The sequence below is a fragment of the Cyanobium sp. Aljojuca 7D2 genome (assembly GCF_024346415.1).
Classification (GTDB): domain Bacteria; phylum Cyanobacteriota; class Cyanobacteriia; order PCC-6307; family Cyanobiaceae; genus Cyanobium_A.
This window is the reverse complement of the sequence record NZ_JAGQCX010000001.1, coordinates 270907-290250: the sequence shown is the minus strand read 5'-3', so window position 1 is coordinate 290250 and position 19344 is coordinate 270907. Positions and strand designations below refer to the sequence as shown.

Below are 19344 nucleotides of genomic sequence, written 5' to 3'. Positions count from 1 at the left end.
AACGCCTGAGCCGTCGCGGCGACCACACCCTTGTAGCCCACCTCCGCAGGTGAGAATGGAACCATTCGAGCGTTCCCCGTTGGCAAGCGCGCCACCTGCCCCGCGGGCGAGCCAGCCCCTGCCGTTTGCCAGTCCGGAGCAGCTTGACCCGCAACTGCAGGACTTTCTTGAGCAGGCATCCCGCCAGCTCTGTGGCTGGCTGGGGTCGGCCTCCCAGCGCTCGCCGCTGCCGGGTCTGAGCGTGCTGCCGGGGGTGGAGCCCGCCCTGGAGGGATTGGAGCCTGCTGCGTTGCTGGCCGACCTGCAGCTGGTGATGGATGGCGCCTACAACCCCAACCACCCCGGTGCCCTCGCCCACCTTGACCCGCCGCCGCTGGCGGCATCGGTGGCGGCCGACCTGATCTGTGCCGGGCTCAACAACAACCTGTTGGCTGAAGAGCTCTCCCCCAGCCTGACGCGTCTGGAGCGCAGTCTCACGGCCTGGCTGGCGGAGCAGCTGGGCCTGCCGGCTGGCAGCGGTGGCGTGGCGGCGAGCGGTGGCACCCTCTCCAACTTGATGGCCCTGGTCACGGCCCGGCGCTGCCGTGGTCTGGCAACGCAGGCCGATGCGGTGGTGCTGGCCAGCGCCGATGCCCACGTCTCCCTGGCCAAGGCGTTGGCAGTGATGGGCCTGCCGGCTGCTGCCTTGCACGCGATCCCGGTGGACCATGAGGGGCGCCTGGATCCTGCGGCCCTCGAGCTGGAGCTCGATCAGCTGGCGCAAACCGGAACGCCGGTGATCGCCGTGGTCGCCACCGCGGGAACCACCGTGCGGGGCGCCGTCGATCCGCTGCTGCCCCTGGCAGAGATCTGCCGCAAACGCGAGCTGTGGCTTCACGTCGATGGAGCGATCGGTGCCGTCTTCGGTCTGGTGGCTGGTCATCGTTTTCGGGTGGAGGGCCTGGAGCGGGCCGACTCCATCACGATCAATCCCCAGAAACTGCTGGGCATCACCAAGACCTCGTCGCTGTTGCTGCTGGCCAGGCCCCAGTCCCTGGCGGAGGCCTTTCACACCGGTCTGCCCTACATGGAGCCGAGCTGGGGCAGCGGCCACGGTGGTGAGACGGGGTTGCAGGGCACCCGGCCCGCTGAGATTCTCAAGCTCTGGCTGGGTCTGCGCCAGTTGGGTTTAGAGGGAATTGAGGCGGTGCTCGATGGGGCCATCCAGCGGCGCCGCCAGCTCGCGGCCCTGCTGGAGGCCAGTGGCCGCCTGCAGCTGCGTGGGGGATCCTTCCACCTGCTGGCCTTCACACCCCGGGGCTTGGACGGCGCCGCTGCCGAGCGCTGGAGCCAACACACCCGCCAACGCCTGTTGCAGGAGCATCTGATGCTCTCCCGACCGTTGTACGCCGGTCGCCACCACCTCAAGGCCGTGCTCGGCAATCCCCACACCCGCAGCATCCACCTCGACGCACTGGCCAGGCTGGTGCAGCTCAGCTTGGACGAGCTGCCATGACCGACCCTTCTGCTGAATCCCAGGCTGGCCGGGGGCGTTGGGTCGCGATCCTCACCGGGGCGATCTCGATTCTGATCGGCGTGCTGTATCTGGCCCTGATCGTGGTGCTCGACAGCCGGGGACCGCTGCAGCCGCCGCCGCCGGAAGCCCTCGTCGACAGCGCCCTTATTCGGCCGGAGGCCGGGGCGGCAAGCTCGGCTGCTTCGCCTGCAGCGGTTCCACCACCCGCCTGAACGCCGCCTCGAGAAACCGGCTCAGCGCCCCATCGCGGCGGCTCAGGTCGTACTGCTGCTGCACCACCTCCTGCACACCGCCATCGCCCCAGTCCTGGTCGCGCTCGAAGTAGGTGACAAAACTGAGGCCCGCCACCCGGGTCAGCCAGGCCGCACTGACCGCCTGAATGGCCCTGCTCACCACCAGCGCGGGTAGGTTCAGGCTCAGGGCCGCACTGAGCAGGCTGACTCCACCTTTCACCAGGCCCAGGCCGGCCATGGTGCGCCCCACTGACAGTGCCAACTCTTGGGCGTTTTGGCGGCTGAGGCTGATGCCGTAGATCCGGCCGATCTCCACCACCATCTGGGCATTGACCGCCGCCGCGCCCAGCAGGTCGAGCCCGGGCAGGGGCGTGACGGCCAGCACCCCGGCGCCGATCCACATGTAGCGATCCACGATGGCTTCGCTGTCGCTGCGTCGCTGACGGGCCAGCAGGGAGCGGCTGGCTTCGCTCAGTTGGCGGCACTGCAGCAGCAAGTTGTCGGCGATCAGCTCTTCGCCATCGGCATGGAGCACCGCCGCGATGCGGCGCAACAGCGCGTCCACCTCAGCGGGGGGTTGGAGCGGTCTGCCACCCGGAGTCGGCAGGCTCTGGGGAGCCGCGCTGGATGGCAACACATCCTCGGCGGCGATGCGGCCGCGGGTGCGTTGGCGCAGCAGTTGCAGCAGCCGTGCTTCCTCCTGTTCGCCACGCAGGTCGCACTTGTTCAGCACCAACATCAGGCGCTTGCCCAGGCTGGCCAGGGCTTCAAACACCTCCAGTTCGGCAGCACGCAGATCGCCATCCACCACCAACAGCAGCAGGTCGGCCTTGCCGGCCTGCTCCCGGGCCAGCCGTTCCCGCTCCAGCCCCGCCACGCCGGCTTCGAGAATGCCTGGTGTGTCCACCAGCCACACGGCCCGCTGCAGCCCACGCAGCCGCAGGCGGTAGCGCTGGCTGCCGGTGGTGGAGCCCATGGCGGCGCCCACCTCGCCCACCAGCTCCTGCAGCAGGGCACGGATCAGCGAGGTTTTGCCCGAGGAGCCGATGCCGAACAGCACGATCACCAGGTCGCCCCGCTCCAGTTCGGCGGCCATGCGCTGGCGCTCCTGGCGCAGGGCTTCCCGCTCCATCGCATCCCGCACCCGGTCGAGGGTTTGATCGATGGCGGCCAGGTTCTGGGCGGCGGCCTCGCGGCGGTTGCCGGGAGGCGGCAGCTGCGAGGCCGTGCCAGTGCCTGCCTTGCCCCCCAGAGCGGCCCGCAGCCACGGCCAGGCCAGCTGCACCAGCAGCAGCACCAGACCGGCGAAGACCAGGAAAAACACCGGCTGGACGATCCAGTACGGCAGATACCAGCTCAGTTGCAGGTAGAGGGTGTTGATCGCCTGCAGAACCACACCCACCGCGATCAGGGCCAACAGGACCAGGCCAGCGATCAACCACAGGCGGGTGCGGGTTTTCATCCGTCAGTCCCAGGCATCAGGTTCGGGAGGCGCGCAGGATCTCACCCCACAGGCTGGCGGCGAGGGCGCTGCTGGCGCGGGTGGGGCTGTTGTCGTCGTTGCCGAGCCAGATGCCCACCACCCAGTGGCGCTGGGGCTCATAGCCCACAAACAGCAGATCGCGGCTCTCATTGGTGGTGCCGGTCTTGCCGCCCTCCTGGCCCCCCAGGCTCGCCATCTGACCAGTGCCCCGCTGCACCACGGCCCGCAGCATCTGCTGCATCGCCTGGGCCGTGGCTGGGGTGGTGACGCGGCGGCCTGGCTGGGCAGGGGTCTGGCCAGCCGCCGAACCCTCACCGCCAGCACTGGTCTGACGGCATTGGCTGGACGTTTGACCGCTGCAGGCTTCTGCATCGGTGAGGCGCCGGATGGTGGTGGGGGCATGCCAGATGCCGTCGTTGGCGATGGCGGCGTAGGCGGCGGTGAGCTCCAGCAGGGTTACCTCGCTTTGGCCGAGGGCCAGCCCTGGCACCGCGGCCAGCGGGCTGGTGATGCCAAGATCACGGGCCTTTTGCACCAGCGCATCGAGGCCCACCCGCTGGGCCAACCGCAGGGCTGCGGTGTTGCTGCTGATCGCGAAGGCTGAGATCAAGCTCAGGGAGCCACTGCAACCGCTGGCGAAGCTCTGACCGCGCCAGCGGAATGGAGCGCAGCTGATCCCATCCCCGGGGCGCAGACCCCGCTCCAGGGCCACCAGATAGGGGATCAACTTGAAGGTGCTCCCCGGCTGGCGTAGCGCCATGGAGGCCCGGTTGAACTGGCTCTGGCGGTAATCCCGTCCCCCGGCAATGGCCAGGATGCCGCCGCTGCGGGCATCGAGCACCACCACGGCGCCTTCGCTCACCCCCAGGCCAGCACTGCTCTGCAGCCTCTGGCGCAACAGCCGCTCCACCTGCTCCTGCAAGGAGCGATCCAGGTGGGTGTCAATCAGAAAGTTGCCCTCGGCGGCCACATCCCGGCCCACCAGCTGATCGAGGTCGCGGCGCACCTGGTCGGAGTAGAAGGGCACGCCGCGCTGGGCTGGGCTGCTGCGGCAGGCCTGGGGTGACAGACGGATGGGGCTGCGGCGCCCACTGCGGGCCTGGTCGGCGGTGAGGCGCCCGGTGTCGCCCATCTTGCTGAGCACGGCGTTGCGGGCCTCCAGGGCCGCCTGGGCATCAAAGCAGGGGTCGTAGCCGTTGGGCGAGGGCAACAGCCCCACCAGCAGGGCCGCTTCCTCGCGCTGCAGTTGGCTGGCGGGCTTGCCGAAGTAGTGGCGCGAGGCATCTTCGAAGCCCCAGCCCACGCCGAGATACACCCGGTTGAGATAGCTCAGCAGCAGGTCGCGCTTGCTGAAGCGGGCTTCCAGCTGCAGGGCTACGAGCAGCTCCCGCCACTTGCGGCCCAGGGTTTCCCCCTGGCCCACCTGATCGGGATACAGGCTGCGGGCCAGTTGCTGGGTGAGGGTGCTGCCGCCCTCCAGCACCCGGCCCCCGAGCACGTTGGTCACCAGGGCCCGCGCCGTGCCCACCGGGTCGACGCCCGGATGCCACCAGAAGCGGCTGTCCTCACTGGCCAGCAGCGCATCGATGAGCACCGCCGGATAGTCGCGCAGGGCCTGGCGCTCCCGGTGCTCGAGGGCATCGGCCGTGGTGATGGGCTTGCCCTGGCGGTCGTAGAGCACCAGCGGACCGCGCACCGTGGCCAGGCTGCCGCGGATCGGGGCTTGCACGGTGGAGAGGGCCAGCAGGCCAAGCCCTCCAATAGCCATGCCCGCTAGCGCCCAGCTGACGCCTCGCAGCAAGCGCTGCAGCTGCGGTAGAGGTCGGATCTGAAAGTCCAGTTCGGGCAGACCCGCTTCCTGACTGGGGCCGAAGCGGAGGCTGTCGCCGTCGCGCAGCAACAGCTGCCGCACGCGGCGGCCTTGCCACCACAGGCCATTGGTGGAGTTCTGGTCACTCAGCAGCCAGTGGGGGCCGCACCGTTCGAGCAGGGCATGGCGCCGACTGACCGCCTGGTGGTCGATGCAGATCTGGCAGTCGCTGTCGCGGCCGATGCCGTATGCGCCCGGATGCAGGGGCAGCAAGCGCGAGGCCTGGCCCGGCTGGTGAATGCGCAGCTGGGCCTGGCCAGGCTGGCTAAACCGCTGCCAGCGGCGGCGCAGGGCCTCAAGGGCGGGGTTGGCCATGGCTCCCCAGTAGATCGATGGCGAAGCAGAGCACCGCCAGGTTGATCGCCACATCGGCGAGATTGAACACCGGGAAGGAGATCGGCACCAGGGCCAGGAAATCGACGACGTAGCCCAGCCGCCAGCGATCCAACCCGTTGCCGATGGCGCCGCCCAGCACGAGCCCCACCCCCAACCAGCGGGCCGGAACGAGGACGCCCTGCCGCTGAATCCAAACGATCACCCCCAGGGCCACCAGCAGACTCACCAGGCCGAGCAGCTCAGGGTGGCCCGTGAACAGGCTGAAGGCGGCGCCGGTGTTGCGGGTGAGATGCAGATCCAGCAGACCCGGCCAGAGTGGTGTTGTGCCAAACGGGGCCAGCTGGGCTACGGCCCAGGCCTTGCTGAGTTGGTCCAAGAGCACCACCACACCGGCTGTGGCATAGGCCAGGGTGCGGGCCCGTCTCATGGCTCCACCAGCAGCAGCCGACGCAACAGCAGGGCCGCCACGGCGACGCCGCAGCACAGCAACAGCTGGGGCAGCAGGGGCGCGACGCTGTAGCTGATCAGCAGCATGCCGAGATTGGGCCCCCAGCGGCCCGCCAGGGCGCCGAGCAGCAAGTTGGCGATCCCGCAGAGTTGCAGCACCGCCAGGCCCACCACTGCTGCGCCAAGCAGGCTGAGCAGATCGTCCATGCCCGGTTGGCGCGCCAGCTTGCCGGTGAGCCAGGCGGCGGGAAGGAAGCCGGCCAGGTAGCCGAAGCCGGGATCGAGCAGATAGGCGGCGCCACCACCGCCGTGGAACACCGGCAGCTGGAACAGCCCCAGGCTGAGGTAAGCCACCGCCGCCAAAATGGCGCTGCGGGGCCCGCACACCAAGGCGGTGAGCAGCAGCGCCGGCACCTGCAGGGTGATCGGCAGGGTGGCCAGGCTCCAGGCCCCATCAGCCGCCGGCAGGGGAGCTGCGGCCTGGATCAGTCCCCCCACCAGGATCAGCAACAGGCCGGCAATGGCGCCGCTCCAGGTGGCTAGGGCCCGCAACTGATCCCATCGTGTCTGCGACCATTTTGGGGGGTCGCGCCACCAGGGCCGGTCCCATCTGCCCTCCCACCTGCCGGTATGGACCAACCCACAACCCCGGAGCCCCGTGAGTCCCAGCCCTTTGCGGTGGGCGACGCCGTGCAGCTCAAGGGACGGCAGCAGTACCTGAAAACGGCCGATCCCATGCCGATGCTCCGCCCCCCCGATCTCGTGGATCCGGAGGAACTGGGTGAGGTGCTGGCGCTGAAAGCGCGCAACCTTCTGGCGGTCCGTTTTCGGCGGGGCACTTTCTTGATCGAGGCCGATCAGCTCCAACCCCCGGAGCCCCAGAACGCCGACTGATCAGCGAGTCCTCAGCGGCTGAGGGCATGGCGCTGCCAGGCCTGTTCGGCGGCAGCCAGCGCCTGCGGTGGTCCACAGAGGCTCAAGGCCGGCTGGGTCAGTCGCCGTTGGGCTGCTGACAACAGGGCTGGGGCATCGAGCTGCTGGGCCCGGTCCAGGGTGTCCTGCACATAGGTCCAGCCCAGACCATGGCCGAGCACCAGGGCCTGGCGATCGGCGATCTGGCCGCAGGTCTGCCGTCCCATGGCGTCCTGGCCGCGGTATTTGGCTTTGGCTAGGGCGAGTTCGTCGTCGCTGAGTGGCTGCTCCAGCATGCGAGCCCATTCATCGAGCAGGGAGGTGGTGGCTTCGGCGGCCCGTTCCGCCGAGCTGGACAGGTGCCAAATGAAGGGGGTCGCCCCGCGCCGCGCCGGCATGTGCACCCCCACGTCGTAGGCCAGGCCGCGCTCCTCCCGCATCGTCACAAACAGCCGGCTGGACATGCCCATGCCGAGGTGGGCCTGCAGCAGACGCAGGGCCAGCCCGTCGGGATCCCCTAGGGGCACGGTGGCGGTCCCCAGCATCAACACCAACTGCTCGGTCTCCTGCTCCAGGCTGGTGAAGCGCTGGCTGCAACCGGGCGCCTGCGGGCCTGGGCCAGGTAGGGGCCCAGTGGTGGACCATGGGCTGCGCCCCAGCCAGGAATTGAGCAGGTCTGGCAGTTCAGCCCCCAGATCGCCACAGGCCACCAGCAGCGCACCGTCGTGGCCGAGCACCGGCACCAGAGCGCTGATCTGCTCGCGGCCGATCGCGGCCAGTTCCTCTTCCACCCCCAGGGGGTCGTGCCCATAGGGCCCTTGGCCGTAGAGCTGGTGGCGCAGCTGGTCGTGGGCCAACTGGAAGGGATCCTCCCGCTGACGCTGCAGGCTCTGCAGGTTGAGGCCGCGCTCGAGCTCGAGTTGGTCGCTGCTGAGCCAGGGCTGCCGCGCCATGGACAGCAGCAGGGGCAGCAGCTCGGGGGCATCGCTGCTGGCGCATTTGAGGCTCAGCACCAGGCTGTCCTCCGTGGCCTCACAGCGCAGGGCGGCACCCCGACCTTCCACCAGATCGGCCAGGGCTTCGGCGTTGTAGTCGCCGCAGCCGCGCGTCAGCAGCCCAGCCAGCAGCTGGGCTGCTCCCCGCTCGCCTGGACGATCCCCACTGCTGCCTCCGCGGATCCAGAGGCGGCAGGCCACGATCGCCGGCCCTGGCCGCCGTTGCCACACCAGGGGCAGGCCCCCCTCCAGGGTTGTGTTCTGCCAAGTGCCTGTCGGCCACGGGGAATGGCTCATGCCGGCACCGCCTCAAGAACGCAGGCAGCCGCTGGATCAAGCAGGGGCAGCGTCCGCCGCACCAGCTCCTGCCGATCCCAGCGCTCGATGTCCTCCAGGGGCTGGGCCAGCCCGTGCCGCCGCCCCCAGAGCCGGTTGTTGCCGATCAGCCCGGCCACGCCGCCGGCGGCCTCCAACCCGAAGCGATAGCCGTTCGCCACCAGCCGCTGGGCCCGCTGCCACTCCACATCCGGCAGCCCGTCCTGCTGCAGCTGCGACCACACCTCAGCGATGGCCTGGCGCACCGCCGGCAGCTCGTCGGGTTCGCAGATCGCCTCCAGCAGAGCAAAGCTGCCGCTCTCCATCACATGCAGATCCAGATCGACACTCTCCACAATGCGGAGCTGCTCCCGCAGTCGCTCCACCAGGCGGCTGCGGCGGCCTTCGGCCAACACGGTGGTGAGCAGGTCTGCACCCATCACTCCGTGAAGATCGGCGGCGGGTGGGAGCCCCCAGAGCATCAGCAACCGGGCCGATTCCAGCCGGGGTACCGCCAGTCGGTGCTCACCGGGTTGTACAGCCAGGGGAGGGCGGCTTGCGGGTTCCAGCACCGCCGGCAGGCCGGCCAGGGCGCTGCGCTCCAGGCGATCGCCGAGGGCGGCGGGTTCTACGGCACCGCTGAGGGCGAGCACGCAGCGGTTGGCGCCATAGAGACGCTGGTGGAAGCCGGCCATGGCCTCGGGCGTTTGGGCCAGCAGCAGCTCCCGCTGGCCCAGGATCGGTTCGCCGTAGGCATGGCCAGGACAGCCCAACCGCAGCAACTGCTGCAGGGCGATTTCATCGGGCTGGTCTTCGCTTTGGGCCAGCTCTTCGAGCACCACCTGGCGCTCCATCACAAAGGCGTCGCGGTCCAGCCGCGGGTGCAGCACCAGATCCAGCAGCAGATCCAGGGCGTCGGCAGCGGCCTCTGGCGGAATCAACACGTGGTAGTGAACGTCGTCGAAGCCGGTGGCGGCATTGCTGTTGCCGCCCATCGCTTCGATGCGTAAGTCGAATTCCCCCGGTCCCAACCGCTCGCTGCCCTTGAACACCATGTGCTCGAGGAAGTGGGCCATGCCGCTCTCCCCGGGACCCTCAAACACACTGCCGGCCCTGCACCAGAAGTCGAGGCAGACCAGGGGGGAGTCGGCCAGGGGCAGGTAGACCACGCTGGCGCCGTTGGCTAGCTGGTGATCGCTGGGTGACGCCAGACCTGGCAACAGGGTCTCGGACGGGGCCAGGGTCAAGGCTCAGATGCGTGGCAGGATCTGCATTCTGCTGGCTACACCCCCTGCCGTGAGTTCCGCCCCCGCTTCTTCCCAGGCTTCCGGCATCCACCCACTGGTGGATGCCCTGGCCGAGCGGATGCGCCAGTGGTGGCAAACCCTGCCCGAGCTGGCCCCCCTGGCGGTGGATCCAGAGCTGGAGGCGATCAGCGGCAGTCTCGATGGCGATGCCCTGTTCATTCGCAACGAGCTGCGCCAGTGCCGAGGGTTGCGCAAACTGCACCTAGAGACGGCGCGCCTGGGCGCGGGGCTGCAGATCCTGCACTGCGTGATGTTCCCCGACCCCCGCTTCGATCTGCCGGTGTTTGGCGCCGACATCGTGGTGGGTCCAGCCGGGGTGTCGGCTGCCATCGTCGATCTCTCGCCGGTGCTGGGGGAGCTGCCAGTGGGCATTGCTGCCGCATTGGCCGCCCGCCCTCGCACCTCCTACAGCCAGGAGCGGGAGCTGCCCGGATGGGGATCGATCTTTTCGCCCTTTGTGCGCTTTGTGCGCCCCACCAGCCCAGAGGAGGAAAAGGCTTTTGTCGATGAGGTGAGCAGCGTTTTGGCTGTGTTGGCGGAAGCCATCGCCGCCGCCGCGCCTCAGGCCCCAGATCATCCGGCTACGGTTGAGCGCTGGCAGGGGCAGCTCCGGTATTGCAAGCAGCAGAAACAAAACGACAAGACCCGCCGGGTGCTGGAGAAGGTCTTCAACTCCGCCTGGGCCGACCGCTACATCGAGGAACTGCTGTTCGACGATCCGCCGGCTCCGTGAAACGGACTCTTCAGCGGGTACCGCGGCTGTGGTGGCTGGCTGGTGTCGCCGTGGTGGTGGTGCTGGGGGGGCTGACCGTCAGTCGCCAGCAGCGTCCAACGCCCATCCCCGCCACACCTGCCTCCCAGGCGCCACGCCCGCCTGAGGCCGTCGCAGCCCTGGGCCGACTCGAACCCGCCGGAGATGTGCGGTTGCTGGCCGCCCCGATCAGTGGCATTGGTGGCAGCCCCCGCATCACTCAGTTGCTGGTGGAGGAAGGCGACACCGTGCAGAGCGGCCAACTCCTGGCCCGTTTTGATACGGCTCCCAGCCTCCTGGCCCAGCAGCGCTTGCTCGAGGCCCGCATTCGCAACCTCGACACCCGGCTGCAGGTGCAGACCCGCGACATCAGTCGCTATCGCCAGCTGAGCCGCTCCGGTGCCATTCCCAGTGGTGAACTCGACACGCGCGAAACCGCCCTGCTCGAGCTGCAAGGGGCCCGCACCGAGGCCTTGGCCGAGCGCGACAAGGTGAAGGCGGAGTTGCTGCTCACCCAACTGCGGGCTCCCATCGCCGGCACGGTGTTGAAACTCCATGCCCGGGTGGGCGAGCGCCCTGCCGATCAGGGCGTGCTCGAACTCGGGGCCAGCGACCGAATGCAGGCCCTGGTGGAGGTTTATGAGAGCGATATCGACAGGGTGCGCCTGGGCCAGCCCGTCTCCCTGATCAGTGAGAACGGCGGTTTCCAGGGCACTTTGAGCGGTGAGGTGATTCGGATCAGCCCCCAGGTGCGGCAGCGCTCGGTGCTCTCCACCGATCCCACCGGTGATGCCGATGCCCGCGTGGTGGAGGTGCGGGTGGCGCTCACTCCCACCGACAGCCTGCGGGTTCGCGACCTCACCGGCCTGAAGGTGATCGCCAGGCTCGGTCGCTGATGCTGGGGCGCCTCTGGCAGGGCCGGCGCATTCCGCTGGCCTGGCTGTTGCTGACGCGGCAGCCGGTGCGCCTGCTGGTGGCCCTGGCCGGCATCGCCTTTGCCGGCATTTTGATGTTCATGCAGCTGGGCTTTCGCGACGGGCTGTTCGACGCCAGCGTCACGATTCACCGGCTCTTTAATGCCGACCTGGTGCTGATCAGCCCGCGCTCCAGCAGCTCGGTGAGCATGGCCGGGTTTCCCAGGCGCCGGCTCGTGCAGGCCATGGCCGACCCCGCCGTGGAGGGGATCACGCCGGTGCATTGGAACCTCCTGCTCTGGCGTAACCCGGAAACCCGCGGCACCCGTTCGATCCTCACCCTCGGGTTTGAACCGGGCGATCCCCTGTTCACCGATCCCTCCCTGGCGCCCAAGGCGAAGCTGCTCCAAGACCGGGGTCGCGTGCTGTTCGACGAGCGCTCGCGGCCCGAGTTCGGTCCGGTGGCGGAGTGGTTTCGCAGCGGCCGCACGGTGGAAAGCGAAATCGGCGGCCAGCGGGTGCGGGTGGCGGGGCTCGTGGGCCTGGGCACCTCCTTCGGGGCCGACGGCAACCTGCTCACCAGCCACGAGACCTACCTGCAACTCCTGCCCAACACCCCTCCGGGCAGCATCGAGGTGGGCCTGATCCGGCTGAGGCCTGGTTCTGATCCAGGAGCAGCGGTGGAGCGGCTGCAACGCCAGTTACCCGCCGATGTCACCGTGCTCACCAAGGACGGCTTCATCGCCTTCGAGCAGAACTACTGGCGCACCAGCACCTCGATTGGCTTCATCTTCACGCTGGGCGCTGCGATGGGATTCGTGGTGGGCTGCGTGATCGTGTATCAAATCCTCTATTCCGACGTGAGTGATCACCTGCCGGAATACGCCACGTTGATGGCGATGGGCTATCGCCTGCCCAGCCTGCTTGGGGTGGTGGCCCGTGAGGGCCTGCTGCTCGCCACCTTCGGCTACCTGCCGGCCTACGCAGCCGGCCAGGGCCTCTATTGGTTGGTGCGCAACGCCACCCAGCTGCCAGTGACGATGAACATGCCCCGGGCCCTGACCGTGTTCACCATGATCCTGGTGATGTGCATGGGCTCGGCGGCCCTGGCGATGCGCCGGCTCGCCGATGCCGATCCGGCGGAAATCTTCTGATGGATCTGGATCGTCTGGTGAGTGGGCCTGCTGCATCGGGCGCCGTGGTGCAGGTGGCCGGGTTGAGTCACTGGTATGGGGCCGGCTCGATGCAACGGCAGGTGTTGCAGTCGGTGGATCTCGCCATCGCTCCCGGTGAGGTGGTGTTGCTCACGGGCCCCTCCGGATGTGGCAAAACCACCCTGCTCACCCTGGTGGGAGCCCTGCGCCAGGTGCAGCAGGGCTCGGTGCGGGTGTTTGGCGAAGAGCTGCACGGCGCGGGGCGAGCCTCCCGCCAGCGTCTGCGTCGCCGGATCGGCATGATTTTTCAGGGCCACAACCTGCTGCGCTGCCTGAGCGCCGAGCAGAACGTGCAAATGGGTGCCGATCTGCTGCCGGGATTGGGGTATCGGGCCCGTCGGGATCGCGCTCGCGAATGGTTGCGCGCGGTGGGGCTGGGCGATCACCTGAACAAATTGCCCCACGATCTCTCCGGCGGCCAAAAGCAGCGGGTGGCGATTGCCCGAGCTTTGGCGGCCCGGCCCCAGTTGCTGTTGGCTGACGAACCCACCGCGGCCCTCGATTCCCGCAGCGGACGCGAGGTGGTGGATCTGCTCAAAGGCCTGTCGCGGGAACAGGGCTGCGGTGTGCTGATGGTGACCCACGATCCCCGCATTCTCGATGTGGCCGACCGGCTGGTGCAGATGGAGGATGGCCAGCTCAGCCAGGGGGCCAGGCCCATTGAGTAGGGTGAGGATTCGCATCTCTCTCCCGTTGCCGTACGCATGGCCAAGCGCAGGAATCTCAAGAAGGAAAAACAGGAGCGCAACCGCGCCTATGCGCGCAAGTTCAAAAAGCGCAAGCTGCGCAACGACGGCCGTGGTGAAGGTGCTGGCAACGGTGTGACCGGCACGGCCAACAACGGCGGCGCTGCCGACTGATCAGCGGTTTGACGCGTTGCGAGGGGGATCCCGCGGGGTCCCCTTTTTGCTGTTCACGACCACTCGGTTCAATCTCTCCCGGCGGTTCCGATGTTCCTCAGCGTCGTCATCCCCACCTACAACCGCCTGCCGATCCTGCAGAAGTGCCTGCGGGCCCTGGAGGCCCAGGAGCTGGCTCGGCCGATCTCCGGCTACGAGGTGGTGCTTGTTGACGATGGCTCCACCGATGAAACGGTGGCCTGGCTGCGCGGGCACGCGGCCGAATTGCCCCATGTGCGACTGATCCAGCAGGAACATGGTGGTCCCGCCGAAGGGCGCAACCGAGGGGTGCAGCACGCCCAGGGTGAGGTGATTGTTTTCATCGACAGCGACCTGGTCGTCACCCCCAGCTTTCTGCACTGCCACGCTCAGGCCCTGGAGCAGCACTGGACGAGGCGGGGCGATCGCCGCTGTTTCACCTATGGCGCGGTGATCAACACCGCCAACTTCGACGCTCCCACCAGCGAGCCCCACAAGTTGCAGGACGTGTCGTTTGCCTATTTCGCCACCGGCAATGTGGCGATCGATCGCACCTTGCTGGAGCAGGCCGGCCTGTTCGATACGCGCTTCCGCCTGTATGGCTGGGAGGATCTGGAGTTAGGGGAGCGGTTGCGGCGACTGGGGGTTGCGCTGGTGCGCTGCCCTGAGGCGGTGGGCTATCACTGGCACCCGGCCCTGCGGCTGGAGCAGATCCCCGACCTGATCCGGGTCGAGCGGGAGCGGGCCCAAATGGGCTTGGTGTTCTATTTGAAGCACCCCACCCGGCGGGTGCGGTTCATCATTCAGTACACCTGGTTGCACCGGCTGCTCTGGGAGCTGCTCACCCTGGGGGGCCTGCTCAATGAGCGCAGCCTGAGGCCCCTGCTGGCTTGGTTGATCCGGTGCGGCCACCCTGGCCTGGCGATGGAGCTGTTGCGGTTGCCCCTGAACCGTCTGGGGGTCCGAGCTCTGTATGCCGAAGCCCGGGGCCTTGCGGCCACAAGCCAGGCCTGCAGCCCCGTTTGATAGGGTGCATTCGTTCCATTCATCCCGCACACCTGCGTGTTTCGGGTGATCTGAGCGCCTCACCCCATCGGCCCCTCTTGGCTGGCTGGGTGGCTCGAGATCCCTGGCAGGTGGAGGCAAACCCGAAACCCCCAACCAAACCATGGCTGTTGTCACACTCGCCGAAATGATGGAGGCTGGTGCCCACTTTGGGCACCAAACGCGCCGCTGGAATCCCAAGATGTCGCGCTACATCTATTGCGCGCGCAACGGCGTTCACATCATTGATCTCGTGCAGACCGCCGTCTGCATGAACAACGCCTACAAGTGGACCCGCAGTGCCGCGCGCAGCGGCAAGCGCTTCCTGTTTGTTGGCACCAAGAAGCAAGCCTCCGAGGTGATTGCTCAGGAAGCCACCCGCTGTGGCGCCTCCTACGTGAACCAGCGCTGGCTGGGCGGAATGCTCACCAACTGGACCACGATGCGCGCCCGCATCGACCGGCTCAAGGACCTGGAGCGCATGGAGAGCTCCGGCGCCATCGCCATGCGTCCGAAGAAGGAAGCTGCGGTGCTGCGCCGGGAGCTGGAGCGCCTGCAGAAATATCTGGGTGGCCTCAAGAACATGCGCCGCCTGCCCGACGTGGTGGTGCTGGTGGACCAGCGCCGCGAAACCAACGCCGTGCTCGAGGCCCGCAAGCTCGATATTCCCCTGGTGTCCATGCTCGACACCAACTGCGATCCCGACCTCTGCGACGTGCCCATCCCCTGCAACGACGACGCTGTGCGCTCGGTGCAACTGGTGCTCGGCCGCCTGGCGGACGCCATCAACGAAGGCCGCCACGGTGCCCAGGACCAGGGCCGTGACGACGAAGGCTGATTTCGCCCCTGCCCATTCCCCTTTGAATTCCGTACCCCATACCCTCCATGGCTGAGATTTCGGCAAAGCTGGTTAAAGAACTGCGCGACAAGACCGGCGCAGGGATGATGGATTGCAAGAAGGCGTTGTCGGAGTGCGACGGCGACGCCACCAAAGCCACCGAGTGGCTGCGGCAGAAGGGCATCGCCACCGCCGAGAAAAAGGCCGGCCGCACCGCTGCTGAAGGAGCCATCGGCAGCTACATCCACACCGGTGCCCGCGTGGGCGTGCTGGTGGAGGTCAATTGTGAAACCGACTTCGTCGCCCGCGGCGAGGGCTTCCAGGAGTTGCTCCGCAACGTGGCCATGCAGATCGCGGCCTGCCCTGGCGTCGAATACGTCAGCGTGGATCAGATCCCTGCCGAGGTGGCCGAGCGCGAGAAGTCCATTGAGATGGGGCGTGACGACCTGGCCGGTAAGCCCGACCAGATGAAGGTCAAGATCGTCGAAGGCCGTATCGGCAAGCGCCTCAAGGAGCTGGCCCTGCTGGACCAGCCCTTCATCAAGGACAGCTCTGTCACCGTGGCTGAGATGGTCAAGCAGGTGGCCGGCAAGGTGGGCGAAAACATTCAGGTGCGCCGCTTCACCCGTTTCACCCTGGGTGAAGGCATCGAGGTGGAGAAGGCTGACTTCGCCGCGGAAGTGGCGGCTATGACTCAGGCAGCCTGAGCGGCCCCCCTGTGACGGTGCTGGAGGCTGCCCGCCAGCAGCTCACGGATCTGGAAACCCAGCTGTCGGCCTCCAACCCGCAGCTGTATCGGCACCTGGCCCTCTACCTCCAGGTGCTGCGTGACGGCCTGTTGAACATCGTTCAACAGGCCTGCTTTCATTTGGCGACTCAGGCCTATCCCGATCGCTACCTCGAGCTGGATGATTCCCAGCGTCAGGTGTTGCATCGGCGTCTCCGCAGCCTGGTGGGGCGTGCCACCAGCTTGCTCACAGTGGAACAGGTGGCCCATCTGGCGTCCCAGATGGCGCGGGAACAGCATCGTCAGCGCCAGCGGCGGCGCAGCCGTCTGCTCGAGGCCCTAGAGCAGGGCGAGCCCAGCGAATCGTTGGCCGATGTGGACGAATCGGACCAGCCGCCGCGCGGATCGGTGCATCTTGGATTGGCATTGCCGATCGGCGCTGATTTTCTTCCCACCTCCAGCTTTGCTGTTTCGGCAGCGCCCCAAGCACCTGCGCTTGAGTCCGACGCGGCCGATACGGATCCAGGGGAGGAGGCCGAGCAGGAGTCAGCCATGCAGGCCATGGCCGAAGCCTTCAGTGAATGGCTCGAGCAGGCCCCGCCCCGGGCTCCAACCCCCTGGGATGGAGGTTCCTTGCCGAGCGATCCGGCCCTGCTGATGGCCTGGATCGCAGGTTTTGAGCTAGCCCTCAGCCGCCGGCTGCGCAACCTCTCCCATGCCCTCGACGTGGAGCTGTTGCGGCTTGGGCTCAGCCGCACCCTGCTGCCGGTGAGCCTGTTGGATGCCGTGTTGGCTGGACAATTGGACACCTTGGAGGCTCCGGCCAACCTGCTGCGGCTGCCCTTGCCGTTTGGCCCCGATGCGGGAGCGGCGCGGTTGGAGACCATGACGGTGCTGCTGCGTCCGGACGATCTGGAGCTGACGCTTCCCAAACTGCGCACCTGTCGCACCAGGATTCAGCAACACCGGCAGGAGGTGCGCAGAATGGCCCAGCACTATCGCCGCATCCAGCGGCGCGTTCAGGCGCTTGAGGCGGAACAGCTGTGGCTGCAGGACATCAACCCAGCCCAGACACCCCCGCTGCCCCCGATCTAGAGGCCTGGCTGCGCACCCTGCAGCAAGCGCTGCAGGTGGAGGCGGATCGGGGCTTCATCGATCTCAAGGGCCGCCATAGCCGCTTCAGTGCTTTTGTGATTCAGCAGCTGCAGGAGCGACCTGCTGATCTCCCGGACGAGCCACTGCAGCGGATCCTTGAGCTGCAGGTGGGATTCGACACCTACAGCGATCTCTCTCTGGCCCGGCGCCAGTCGCTGGTGCGGCAGTGCCGCGAGCGCTTGCATGCCTTGCGCCAGGCCCAGCGCCCGGTGTTGGCGGTGGCCCCACCGCGGCTGCGGCTGGTGCCCAGTGCAACCGGAACCACGTCCAGCTCAGGCGTGGCTGGCTTCACGGCCGACACTCCCCTCTCGGAGGTCCGCGGTGTCGGCCCCAAAACGGCGGCACGGCTGGCCCAGCTGGGGCTCTGGGTGGTGCGCGACCTGGTGCACTACTACCCCCGCGACTACCTCGATTACGCCAACCTGGTGCGGATCAGTGGCTTGGAGCCGGGGCGCACGGCCACCATCGTCGCCACGGTGCGCCGCAGTCACGCTTTTGCCAGCCCGCGCAACCCCAATCTCTCGATCCTGGAATTGCATCTGCTCGACTGCACCGGGCGGATTCGGGTCAGCCGATTCTTTGCCGGTCAGCGTTTCTCCAGCCCCGGCTGGCTGAAATCCCAACAACGTCTGTTTCCTGTGGGCGCCACGGTGGCGTTGAGTGGCCTGGTCAAAGAAACCCCCTATGGACCGGCATTCCAGGACCCCCTGATGGAGGTGCTGGAATCGCCCCAGGCTCCGGTGCGCTCCGAAACGATCGGTCGCCTGCTGCCGGTGTACGGGCTCACCGAAGGCCTGGGGGCCGACCGCTTGCGTCAGGTGGTGGAGGCGGTGCTGCCGGTGCTGCGCCGCTGGCCCGATCCCTTGCCCGAAGGCCTGCGCCGCAGCCAGGGGCTGATCACCCGCTCCGAGGCACTCACCCAGATCCACGCGCCGGCCAGCCAGGAGCAACTCCAGGCCAGCCGCCGCCGGCTGGTGTTCGATGAGTTTCTGCTGCTGCAACTGGGCCTGGCCCAGCGGCGGCGCCAGCTCAGCCAGCGCCCTGCCCCGCCCCTGGCCCTGCCCGCCGGGGGTGAGGGCCTGGTGCAACGCTTCCTGGCAATCCTGCCCTTTGCGCTCACCGGCGCCCAGGAGCGGGTGCTGGCAGAAATCCGCGCCGATCTGGCCCGACCCCAGCCCATGGCTCGGCTGGTGCAGGGGGATGTGGGTAGCGGCAAAACCGTCGTCGCCCTGGCCTCCCTGCTCACCGCCATCGAAGCCGGCTGCCAGGGGGCGTTGATGGCCCCCACCGAGGTGTTGGCGGAACAGCACTACCGCAAGCTGGCGGAATGGTTGCCCCAGCTGCACGTCACCTCAGCCCTGCTCACCGGCTCCACCCCAGCCCCGCGGCGCCGGCAGTTGCTCCAGGACCTCGCCAATGGCCAGCTTCAGCTGCTGGTGGGCACCCACGCCCTGCTTGAAGACCCAGTGCAGTTTGATCGCCTGGGCCTGGTGGTGGTGGATGAGCAGCACCGCTTCGGGGTGCGCCAGCGCAACCGCCTGCTGGCCAAGGGTCTGCAGCCCCATCTGCTCACGATGACGGCCACCCCGATCCCGCGCACGTTGGCGCTCTCGCTGCATGGCGATCTGGATGTCAGCCAGATCGATGCCCTGCCGCCAGGCCGACAGCCCATCCGCACCCAGCTGATCAAGGGCAGCCAGCGCCAGCAGGCCTATGGCCTGATCCGTGAGCAGGTGGCCCTGGGCCAGCGGGCCTATGTGGTGCTGCCTCTTGTGGAAGACTCGGAGAAACTCGAGCTGCGCTCCGCCGTGGAGGTGCACCGGCAACTGAGTGAGGAGGAATTTCCCGAGCTCAGCGTGGGTCTGCTGCACGGACGGCTCAGCAGTGCCGACAAGCAGGCCGCCATTGGCGCCTTTGCCCGTGGCGACTGTCAGGTGCTGGTCAGCACCACGGTGGTGGAGGTGGGTGTGGATGTGCCCGAGGCGAGCGTGATGGTGATCGAACACGCCGAGCGATTCGGCTTGGCCCAGCTGCACCAGTTGCGCGGCCGCGTCGGCCGGGGGGCAGCCGCGTCCCACTGTCTGCTGATCAACGACAGCAGCAATGTGTTGGCGCGCCAACGGCTGGAGGTGCTGGTGCGCTCCAGTGATGGCTTTGAGATCGCCGAGATGGACCTGCGGCTGCGGGGCCCGGGCCAGGTGCTCGGCACCCGCCAGAGTGGCTTGCCCGATCTGGCCTTGGCCAGCCTCACCGAAGACGGAGCGGTGCTTGAGGAGGCCCGCGACCTGGCCAGGCAGATCACCGCCACCGACCCCGACCTGCAGCAGCATCCGGGGCTGGCCCAGGCCCTGGCAGAGCAGCGCCGCCGCCAGATGGATCAGGCGGCTCGGCTCAACTGATCACCCCCTC

19 protein-coding genes are annotated in these 19344 nt (G+C 67.8%); 13 read left to right on the top strand and 6 right to left on the bottom strand.

Features of this window, described 5'->3' with window-relative positions:
- Positions 1-79 precede the first annotated feature (79 nt).
- Positions 80-1495, top strand: coding sequence for a pyridoxal phosphate-dependent decarboxylase family protein (locus KBY57_RS01615; RefSeq protein WP_409996382.1), 1416 nt, complete (start codon positions 80-82; stop codon positions 1493-1495).
- On the top strand, positions 1492-1728 hold the full coding sequence (locus KBY57_RS01610; RefSeq protein ID WP_254994130.1) for a hypothetical protein: 237 nt from the start codon (positions 1492-1494) through the stop codon (positions 1726-1728). The genes KBY57_RS01615 and KBY57_RS01610 overlap by 4 nt, the downstream gene beginning before the upstream one ends.
- Here the strand turns inward: KBY57_RS01610 and KBY57_RS01605 are convergent.
- From KBY57_RS01605 to KBY57_RS01590, 4 genes are read right to left on the bottom strand one after another with little or no spacing between them, the layout of a single operon-like run.
- Positions 1661-3211, bottom strand: coding sequence for a YcjF family protein (locus KBY57_RS01605; RefSeq protein ID WP_254994129.1), 1551 nt, complete (start codon positions 3209-3211; stop codon positions 1661-1663). The genes KBY57_RS01610 and KBY57_RS01605 overlap by 68 nt on opposite strands.
- Positions 3212-3227: 16 nt before the next feature.
- The gene (locus KBY57_RS01600) at positions 3228-5417 is read right to left on the bottom strand and encodes a transglycosylase domain-containing protein (protein WP_254994128.1); all 2190 of its coding nucleotides are present in this window, start codon (positions 5415-5417) and stop codon (positions 3228-3230) included.
- On the bottom strand, positions 5398-5865 hold the full coding sequence (gene lspA / locus KBY57_RS01595; protein ID WP_254994127.1) for a signal peptidase II: 468 nt from the start codon (positions 5863-5865) through the stop codon (positions 5398-5400). The genes KBY57_RS01600 and lspA overlap by 20 nt, the downstream gene beginning before the upstream one ends.
- Positions 5862-6437: a biotin transporter BioY gene (locus KBY57_RS01590; protein WP_254994126.1), complete on the bottom strand. Its 576-nt coding sequence runs from the start codon at positions 6435-6437 to the stop codon at positions 5862-5864. The genes lspA and KBY57_RS01590 overlap by 4 nt, the downstream gene beginning before the upstream one ends.
- Positions 6438-6515: 78 nt before the next feature.
- Between KBY57_RS01590 and KBY57_RS01585 the strand changes: the two genes are divergently transcribed.
- On the top strand, positions 6516-6779 hold the full coding sequence (locus tag KBY57_RS01585; protein ID WP_254994125.1) for an NAD(P)H dehydrogenase assembly family protein: 264 nt from the start codon (positions 6516-6518) through the stop codon (positions 6777-6779).
- Positions 6780-6790: 11 nt separating this feature from the next.
- Here KBY57_RS01585 and KBY57_RS01580 read toward each other — a convergent pair whose 3' ends face one another.
- Positions 6791-8089, bottom strand: coding sequence for a M16 family metallopeptidase (locus tag KBY57_RS01580; protein ID WP_254994124.1), 1299 nt, complete (start codon positions 8087-8089; stop codon positions 6791-6793).
- On the bottom strand, positions 8086-9354 hold the full coding sequence (locus KBY57_RS01575) for a M16 family metallopeptidase (protein ID WP_254994123.1): 1269 nt from the start codon (positions 9352-9354) through the stop codon (positions 8086-8088). Before KBY57_RS01575 ends, KBY57_RS01580 begins: the two co-directional genes overlap by 4 nt.
- 7 nt (positions 9355-9361) lie before the next feature.
- On the opposite strand from KBY57_RS01575, the gene KBY57_RS01570 reads away from it, so the two are divergent.
- The 10 genes from KBY57_RS01570 to recG all read left to right on the top strand — a co-directional run bounded on the left by KBY57_RS01570 (position 9362) and on the right by recG (position 19334).
- Positions 9362-10147, top strand: coding sequence for a phycocyanobilin:ferredoxin oxidoreductase (locus KBY57_RS01570; protein WP_409996381.1), 786 nt, complete (start codon positions 9362-9364; stop codon positions 10145-10147).
- Complete coding sequence (locus tag KBY57_RS01565; protein WP_254994121.1) at positions 10144-11061, top strand: HlyD family efflux transporter periplasmic adaptor subunit; 918 nt, start codon at positions 10144-10146, stop codon at positions 11059-11061. The genes KBY57_RS01570 and KBY57_RS01565 overlap by 4 nt, the downstream gene beginning before the upstream one ends.
- Entirely contained in the window at positions 11061-12233 is a 1173-nt protein-coding gene (devC, locus tag KBY57_RS01560) for an ABC transporter permease DevC (RefSeq protein WP_254994120.1), read from the top strand. Before KBY57_RS01565 ends, devC begins: the two co-directional genes overlap by 1 nt.
- Positions 12233-12961: a DevA family ABC transporter ATP-binding protein gene (locus KBY57_RS01555; protein ID WP_254994119.1), complete on the top strand. Its 729-nt coding sequence runs from the start codon at positions 12233-12235 to the stop codon at positions 12959-12961. The genes devC and KBY57_RS01555 overlap by 1 nt, the downstream gene beginning before the upstream one ends.
- A gap of 36 nt (positions 12962-12997) precedes the next feature.
- Complete coding sequence (locus KBY57_RS01550) at positions 12998-13153, top strand: hypothetical protein (RefSeq protein WP_006171625.1); 156 nt, start codon at positions 12998-13000, stop codon at positions 13151-13153.
- A 90-nt stretch (positions 13154-13243) separates the two neighbouring features.
- The gene (locus tag KBY57_RS01545) at positions 13244-14197 is read left to right on the top strand and encodes a glycosyltransferase family 2 protein (RefSeq protein ID WP_254994118.1); all 954 of its coding nucleotides are present in this window, start codon (positions 13244-13246) and stop codon (positions 14195-14197) included.
- A gap of 142 nt (positions 14198-14339) precedes the next feature.
- On the top strand, positions 14340-15053 hold the full coding sequence (rpsB, locus tag KBY57_RS01540) for a 30S ribosomal protein S2 (protein WP_190389567.1): 714 nt from the start codon (positions 14340-14342) through the stop codon (positions 15051-15053).
- A 47-nt stretch (positions 15054-15100) separates the two neighbouring features.
- Positions 15101-15760 carry a translation elongation factor Ts gene (gene tsf, locus KBY57_RS01535; RefSeq protein ID WP_254994117.1) on the top strand — a complete coding sequence of 220 codons (660 nt, stop codon included), beginning with the start codon at positions 15101-15103 and terminating at the stop codon, positions 15758-15760.
- Between the two features lie 11 nt (positions 15761-15771).
- On the top strand, positions 15772-16875 hold the full coding sequence (locus tag KBY57_RS01530) for a hypothetical protein (RefSeq protein WP_254994116.1): 1104 nt from the start codon (positions 15772-15774) through the stop codon (positions 16873-16875).
- Positions 16824-19334, top strand: coding sequence for an ATP-dependent DNA helicase RecG (gene recG, locus KBY57_RS01525; RefSeq protein WP_254994115.1), 2511 nt, complete (start codon positions 16824-16826; stop codon positions 19332-19334). Before KBY57_RS01530 ends, recG begins: the two co-directional genes overlap by 52 nt.
- Positions 19335-19344 lie beyond the last annotated feature (10 nt).